This window comes from Ruminococcus sp. 210702-SL.1.03, from assembly GCF_020559915.1.
Lineage (GTDB): Bacteria > Bacillota > Clostridia > Oscillospirales > Ruminococcaceae > YE71.
This window is the reverse complement of record NZ_JAJCLZ010000006.1, coordinates 120630-126809: the sequence shown is the minus strand read 5'-3', so window position 1 is coordinate 126809 and position 6180 is coordinate 120630. Positions and strand designations below refer to the sequence as shown.

Annotated in this window: 7 protein-coding genes; 1 reads left to right on the top strand and 6 read right to left on the bottom strand. The window is 51.0% G+C overall.

Going from position 1 to position 6180, the window contains the following annotated elements:
- Window positions 1–131: 131 nt before the first annotated feature.
- The 6 genes from LI114_RS05260 to LI114_RS05235 all read right to left on the bottom strand — a co-directional run bounded on the left by LI114_RS05260 (window position 132) and on the right by LI114_RS05235 (window position 5010).
- Complete coding sequence (locus LI114_RS05260; RefSeq protein ID WP_227219763.1) at window positions 132–335, bottom strand: hypothetical protein; 204 nt, start codon at window positions 333–335, stop codon at window positions 132–134.
- The gene (locus LI114_RS05255) at window positions 332–571 is read right to left on the bottom strand and encodes a hypothetical protein (RefSeq protein ID WP_227219762.1); all 240 of its coding nucleotides are present in this window, start codon (window positions 569–571) and stop codon (window positions 332–334) included. The genes LI114_RS05260 and LI114_RS05255 overlap by 4 nt, the downstream gene beginning before the upstream one ends.
- Before the next feature lie 318 nt (window positions 572–889).
- On the bottom strand, window positions 890–2038 hold the full coding sequence (locus LI114_RS05250; RefSeq protein WP_227219761.1) for a DHHW family protein: 1149 nt from the start codon (window positions 2036–2038) through the stop codon (window positions 890–892).
- 20 nt (window positions 2039–2058) lie between these two features.
- On the bottom strand, window positions 2059–3468 hold the full coding sequence (locus LI114_RS05245; protein WP_227219760.1) for an MBOAT family O-acyltransferase: 1410 nt from the start codon (window positions 3466–3468) through the stop codon (window positions 2059–2061).
- Window positions 3469–3556: 88 nt separating this feature from the next.
- The gene (locus LI114_RS05240) at window positions 3557–4066 is read right to left on the bottom strand and encodes a DUF4358 domain-containing protein (RefSeq protein WP_227219759.1); all 510 of its coding nucleotides are present in this window, start codon (window positions 4064–4066) and stop codon (window positions 3557–3559) included.
- 47 nt (window positions 4067–4113) lie between these two features.
- Window positions 4114–5010, bottom strand: coding sequence for a GDSL-type esterase/lipase family protein (locus LI114_RS05235; RefSeq protein WP_227219758.1), 897 nt, complete (start codon window positions 5008–5010; stop codon window positions 4114–4116).
- A 302-nt stretch (window positions 5011–5312) separates the two neighbouring features.
- On the opposite strand from LI114_RS05235, the gene LI114_RS05230 reads away from it, so the two are divergent.
- The gene (locus LI114_RS05230) at window positions 5313–6161 is read left to right on the top strand and encodes a patatin family protein (RefSeq protein ID WP_227219757.1); all 849 of its coding nucleotides are present in this window, start codon (window positions 5313–5315) and stop codon (window positions 6159–6161) included.
- The last annotated feature ends 19 nt before the right edge of the window (window positions 6162–6180 follow it).

The following is a 6180-nucleotide window of genomic DNA, read 5'->3' as shown; positions in this document are numbered from 1 at the left end:
ACTCGCTGTAATTGCGCGCGAAAGTCTTGTCTATCTGCCCCGCGTAACGCCCGTAGCCGATCTGCATTATCACAAAATCGACCGCGCCGCGCACTTTCGCGAAGTCGGGCGAGCCTTGGCAGTATGATATGTCAATGCCCCTTTTCATCGCCGCCCTCCCCTCTCTGCGATTTTGTGTGCTGCGTGCCGAAATAGAACGCGATCACCGTGGTGAATATCGTAACGAACTGCGCCGCCGAAACCGTTCCGCGCCATGCAAGCGTGCAGAAAACACCCGTCAGCGCGAGTGTTACCAGCGATTTTACGTCTACCAGTTTTGCTAATTTCTGCTTCAATGCTCACACTCCTTATCGTGCTCGAGAGTATCGAGCCTGCGCTCGCACACGGCGAGACGATTCTCATCTATTGCCTGTTTTTTCTCAGTTTCGTACATTCTCAGTTTTGTGTTGTTGTACTCATTCACGCGCTTTTCAAGCTGCTCGATGCGGTAGCTCATCAGCCGTATTCCTGAAAATGTGCCGAGAAACGTGCCGCAAAGGCTCAGCAGCGCTATTATGACTTCGCTTGGCATAAGCATTTTCCGCCCGCCTTTCTGCCGAATTTTGTCATTATCAGTATATTCATCTCCCTGTTTTTCTGCCAACGCGGCTAAGCCGTACCGCGCGAAATGCAGTCTGAAACGGGGCTTTCCCCAACTTTAATCATACTTTGCGCGGCACAAAATGTCAATCGGCAGGGTAAACGAAATTTGCAGATAGTTCCACGCTCGAAATATCTTCCAAGTCATAGATCAGCATAAAAACGCGTAAAAAATCCCCCGCGCAGGTCTGAAAAACCGCCGCACGGGGGATAAATTTGCGTTATTTTGTTCAAATATCGTCCGTCAGAATTACTCCAGCCAAATGAAATTTGTGTCCTCGTTGATGAAATCGACGTTGTAGACCAGCAGAACGCGGTCTATGCCGTACTTCTCGACCATCTCGCTCACCGCGTCGAAGTGCGAGTAGCGCAGATCGACCATGTACACCTCGTCGAATTTATCGGCGAGATACTGCACCATCGAGTTGGCGTAAGAGTCCTTGAGAACCAGTATTTTCTCTTTTCCGCGCTCCGCCGAGTCAGAAGTTATCTTGAGCTGGGCGAAATTTCCGCCGAGGTAGGAAGCGTACTTATCCTTTTTGGTAAGATAGCTCGTATCTGTAATATCGTAGGCGAATTTGTTTTCCTTCTCATATTTCACGGTGTATTTCGCCGACTTGTTCGTGAAGTAGCCGAAAGTATCGGGCTTTACGAACGAGGCGGGGGCTTTCGAGTAGAGTGTGCCGTAAAAATCGGGCACTGCGCGGTACTCGTACTCATCGCCCGTACCCGCGTAGCCGATGGTGTTCAGCCAAGCGTCGCAGACCGCGCGCGCCGCCGAGGAAGTCCAGTGGTGGTCGGTGCGGTAGTATGCCTGAACGCCCTGCTTTTGCAGGTCAGCGAGCGTATCGCGGGCGCTGAAAAGCGTAACGTTTTGCGAAAGCTTGCTCTGCACCAGCGCGATTGTTTCGTCCTGATCGTCGGTAACAGCGCCTGCGGGCAGCTTATCGGCGTTGAGGTCGATGGCGTTCGGCGCTAGGATAAAGTCCACGGGCTTGCCCAGCTTATCGGCAAAAGTATTGATATACGAGATATTTTTCTCCACCTGCGCGGTGTTCTGCGTATAACGCTGGAGCATAAAGCCGTCTTTGCCGAAGTAAACGCCGTTTTGATAAGTCTTGCCCGAGAAATAATCGCAGCAGGTCTTTAACGACATCATTGCGTCTTTTACAAATATTTGGTCAGACATATAGCTCTCAAAACCGCTCTCAAACTCGCCCGAAAAAACCTTTTCGGTGGTAAGCTCGGGCTTCTGCGCAAGCGTGCGGTTCTCCATCTCGGAAAAATCGCGGTCTTTTATGAGAAAAGTTCCCAGCGTGTACGCCGCGACGTAGCCGATGAATATTGCCGAGAGCAGTATGCAGGAGGCTTTTGAGCGCTTGTTTTCTTTATTTTTCATAGCTTAAAACTCCTCCCTGCTTAAAATCTGAAATACAGAAACGGATTGAACGAGCCGGAAGCGAGGTACGCTGTGGAAGCTATCAGCATAGCCGCCACGCTTACAGGCTCTAGCGCGAGCTGGTACACGCGCGGGCACTTTTCGTTGAGGTAAGCGCCGAGCTGTTTTATCACGGGCGTAGAGCCGAGCACCAGCACCGCGATGAGCGGCAGGTACTGCATCAGCCACATACCCGTCTGCGCGCTCCATAGCGGAAGTCCGCCGAAGCCGAACATATTCTTGAAATTAGCCGTTAGCTGCGCGGTATCTTCGTATGCGAAAATTCCCCAGCCTATAACTATCAGCAGCAGTGCGTAGATATGGCTCACCGCCGCGGGCAGCTTATCGAGCACCTTTTTCAGCAGCAGCTTTTCTATCAGCAGCAGCACGCCGAAATACAGTCCCCAAAGGATAAAGTTCCAGTTAGCGCCGTGCCAAAAGCCCGTCAAGCACCAAACTATCATGATATTAACGCACTGACGCACCCTGCCTTTGCGGTTGCCGCCCAGCGGGATATAAACGTAGTCGCGGAACCAGCCCGAGAGCGACATATGCCAGCGCCGCCAAAACTCGGTTATCGACTTTGAGATATACGGGTAATTAAAGTTTTCGAGGAAGTCGAAGCCGAACATTTTTCCGAGACCTATCGCCATATCCGAGTAGCCCGAGAAGTCGAAATAGATCTGGAAAGTGTAAGCCAGCGCGCTAATCCAAGCCGCCGCAACGCTAAGCTGCGAGCTGTCCGCCGCCGCTATCTCGTTAAATAGCGCGTAGATGTTGTTCGCAAGCAGCGCCTTTTTCGCAAGACCTACGGCAAAACGCTTTACGCCCGCCGCGAACTGGTCTGCCGAAAAGCTGCGCTCGCCGAGCTGTTTCTCGATGTCGATATACCGCACGATAGGGCCTGCGACAAGCTGCGGGAACAGCGCGACGTATGTGCCCAGCGTGATGAAATTCTTCTGCGGCTTTACCTCGCCGCGGTAAACGTCGATAACGTAAGAGAGCGACTGGAAGCTGTAAAACGAAATGCCTATCGGCAGCGCCAGCCCCGGCAGCTTTATCTGCGCACCGAAGAGCGAGTTTACGTTGGTTACGAAAAAGTCGGAATACTTGAATATCGCGAGCAGACCGATGTTCCAGATCACCGCCGCGAGGGTGGCAGCGAAAGCCTTGCTCTTGCCGTATTTCTGCTTATCGGCGAAAATTCCCGTGACGTAAGCCGCCGTTATCGAAGCGAGCATCAGCAGTATATACTTCGGCTCTCCCCACGCATAGAAAAACAGGCTCGTTACAAAAAGCACGGTGTTTTTCAGTTTTTTCGGCGCTATGAAATACAGCACCAGCACAGCGGGGAGAAAGGCGAAGAGAAATACCATACTAGAAAATACCATATTTGAGTTTCTCCTATACTCCTATACATAAATACGCACGCGTAAACTGCCATAGCGGGCGCGCGTGCGTTTTAAGGCTTAAATTTTATCAGCCGATTATCTCTTCCGCCTTGTCGTTATCATTGCTCAGGCACATATAAACGCTGTTGCCTTTAGTGAGCAGAACGGGCGTATTGAGCTTCGGCAGCTCGTCGGGATTATAGCTTTCTACCTGCGTTTTGAGATCCTCTATGCGCTTTTCGCAGGCGGCGAGGATGTCGGAAGCGGCGCTTTCGTCAACTGCGTCGAAGCAGGCGATCTCCTCAGCGGTAGAAACTCCGCCGACATAAACTGCGGCGCTGGAATACTTGTCCGCCGAAATGCCGTAAAGCTTTTCTATCATATCAGCCGAGATGGTGTTGAGGTCGTCAACGTAGGTTATGCCGCTGCGCAGATTAGCCGCAAAGTCCTCGGCAGAAGCAGCGGGGTCAGCCTGTACGGCCGCTGCTGAATCAGCGCTCTTGCTGCCGCTGTCCTTATCGTCGCCGCCGCAGGCGGTAAGCATTGAAGCCGCCATTACGGCAGCCGCGAATATGCAGATACTTTTTCTGAATTTCATGATACTTTTCCTTTCTCTGTATGCGTTATATGCGTTTGATGATTGACTTAACCGTTAGCAGGCTGGGGAACGAGGTATGCCAGCAGGTCTATCCACTTCAGGCAGTAAGCTCTTACGAAATGTATACCGTCAGCCGCGGCGTCCTCGGGCAGCATACCGCTGTCGTCCTTGAAATAGCCGTTTATATCTAGGTAATTCACGCCCGTTTCGTTTGCCGCCTGCTCAACATACGCGTTGAAAGCGTTGATGTTTTCGTTTGTAAATACCGCGTCGTTATTTACAGCCGAAGCCGCCACGGGCAGTATCGACTGAACGTATATCGAGGCGTTCGGCTGAGCCGCCTTTATGCCCTCGATAAGCTCCTCGTACTTTTCAACGAAGTTTTCGGGGTAAGGCCAGCCTAGCTCGTTTATGCCGAACATAACGAATATGCGCTTATATTCTTTCTGCGCTACGGCTTCGAGCACCGTGCCCATGTTGCCGTTTTGCAGCTCTATCACCTGATCGGTGAGCGCCGAGCTGATGTTCAGACCTTGTGAGGCGTAGAAATCAGCCTTTGCCTTATCGCAGTTCAGCCCAAGACCCAGCGTGCGCGAGTCGCCGATGAAGCAGGCGTCGGAGAAATCATCTTTCATAGCGGCGCCGTCGTAAACAGCCGCGCTGTCGTCCGCCGAAGAGTTATCCTGCGAGGAGGTATCAGCCTTGCTCTCAGCCGCCGAGCTTGAAGCCGCGGAAGAGGTGTTCTTTTTCTTCATTGTCACCTCAGCCTGCGAAGAAGAGTTTTTGCCTGCCGAAGCGGGCAGCAGACCGTGCTTTCTGCCGGTGACTGCGGTATTTATGAGCCATGAGAAAACGAAAACTATCAGCGCCAGACACGCTATCGAGATGACCCCCTGCTGTATCTGCAAACGCTTCTGCCTTATCCTTGTCTTTTCGGGCTGCATATAATTATCAATCCTTTCAAATGCATCTTTCAAATTCTTTTGTAAAAGTATTATTTGTATTTTTCATCGAATTATAGCCGTGAATACATTATTCATACACTATCATAACACATTTTACTAAGTAAATCAAGTAGCTGGCGGCAATTTTTTTCGACATTTGCTCCACATTCCCCCGCCGCGCGAACTTTTTTGACAAATTGCGAAAAGCGTGTAAAATAAATTAAATTCATTATTGCATTTTGTACAGAAATGTGTTATAATATTTTTAATGTAGTTTAACAAGAAAGGCAGGAAATATCTGTATGTTAGGTATAATTGCCGAGGGCGGTGCGAGCCGTACAGTTTACTCGGCGGGCGTGCTCGACGCGCTGCTGAACCAAGGCGTTGTTGCCGATTACTTCATCGGCGTTTCGGCAGGCATAGCTTTCGGAGTATCATACTGCTCGCTGCAAGAGGGCAGAAACCGCGAGCTTATCAGCAAATATATGTGGACACCCAAATATTCGGGCGTGCGGCATATGCTGGATAGAAATAACAAAAGCTTCTACAACCTCGATTACGTTTACGGCGAAGTTCCGCAGAAGCTGCTGCCTTTTGACTTTGATGCTTTCGCGAATTTCAAGGGCAAGTGCATTTCGGTAATGACCGACCTCGAAACGGGCGAAGCCTGCTACCCCGACACCCCGCGCGACGATATAAACTTCACATACCTGCGCGCAAGCTGCGCCCTGCCGCTGCTCTTCCCGCCTATCGAGATAAACGGCAGGAAGTATATGGACGGCGGCATTGCCGACTCGCTGCCTTTTGAAAGAGCCATTGCAGACGGCTGCGACAAGCTGATAATTATCTCAACGCGCGAACGCGGCTACCGCAAAAAGCCCGAGCCTGCGCAGAAGCTCATAAAAATGGCCTACGGCAAATATACGCAGTTTTGTGAGATGATGGAGAGCCGTGCTGAACGTTATAATAAAGACGCCGAAAAGCTGGAACAGCTTCGCGCGAGCGGAAAAGCTTTCGTATTCTACCCCAAAAAAGAGCTTTTGATACACCGCACCGAAAACGACCCCGCAAAGCTTATGCGGTTGTACGATCACGGCTACCGCCACGCGCAGTGGGCGGCAGAGAGCCTGCAAAAATATCTGAGCAAATAATTTAGTCAAATAAAACAAC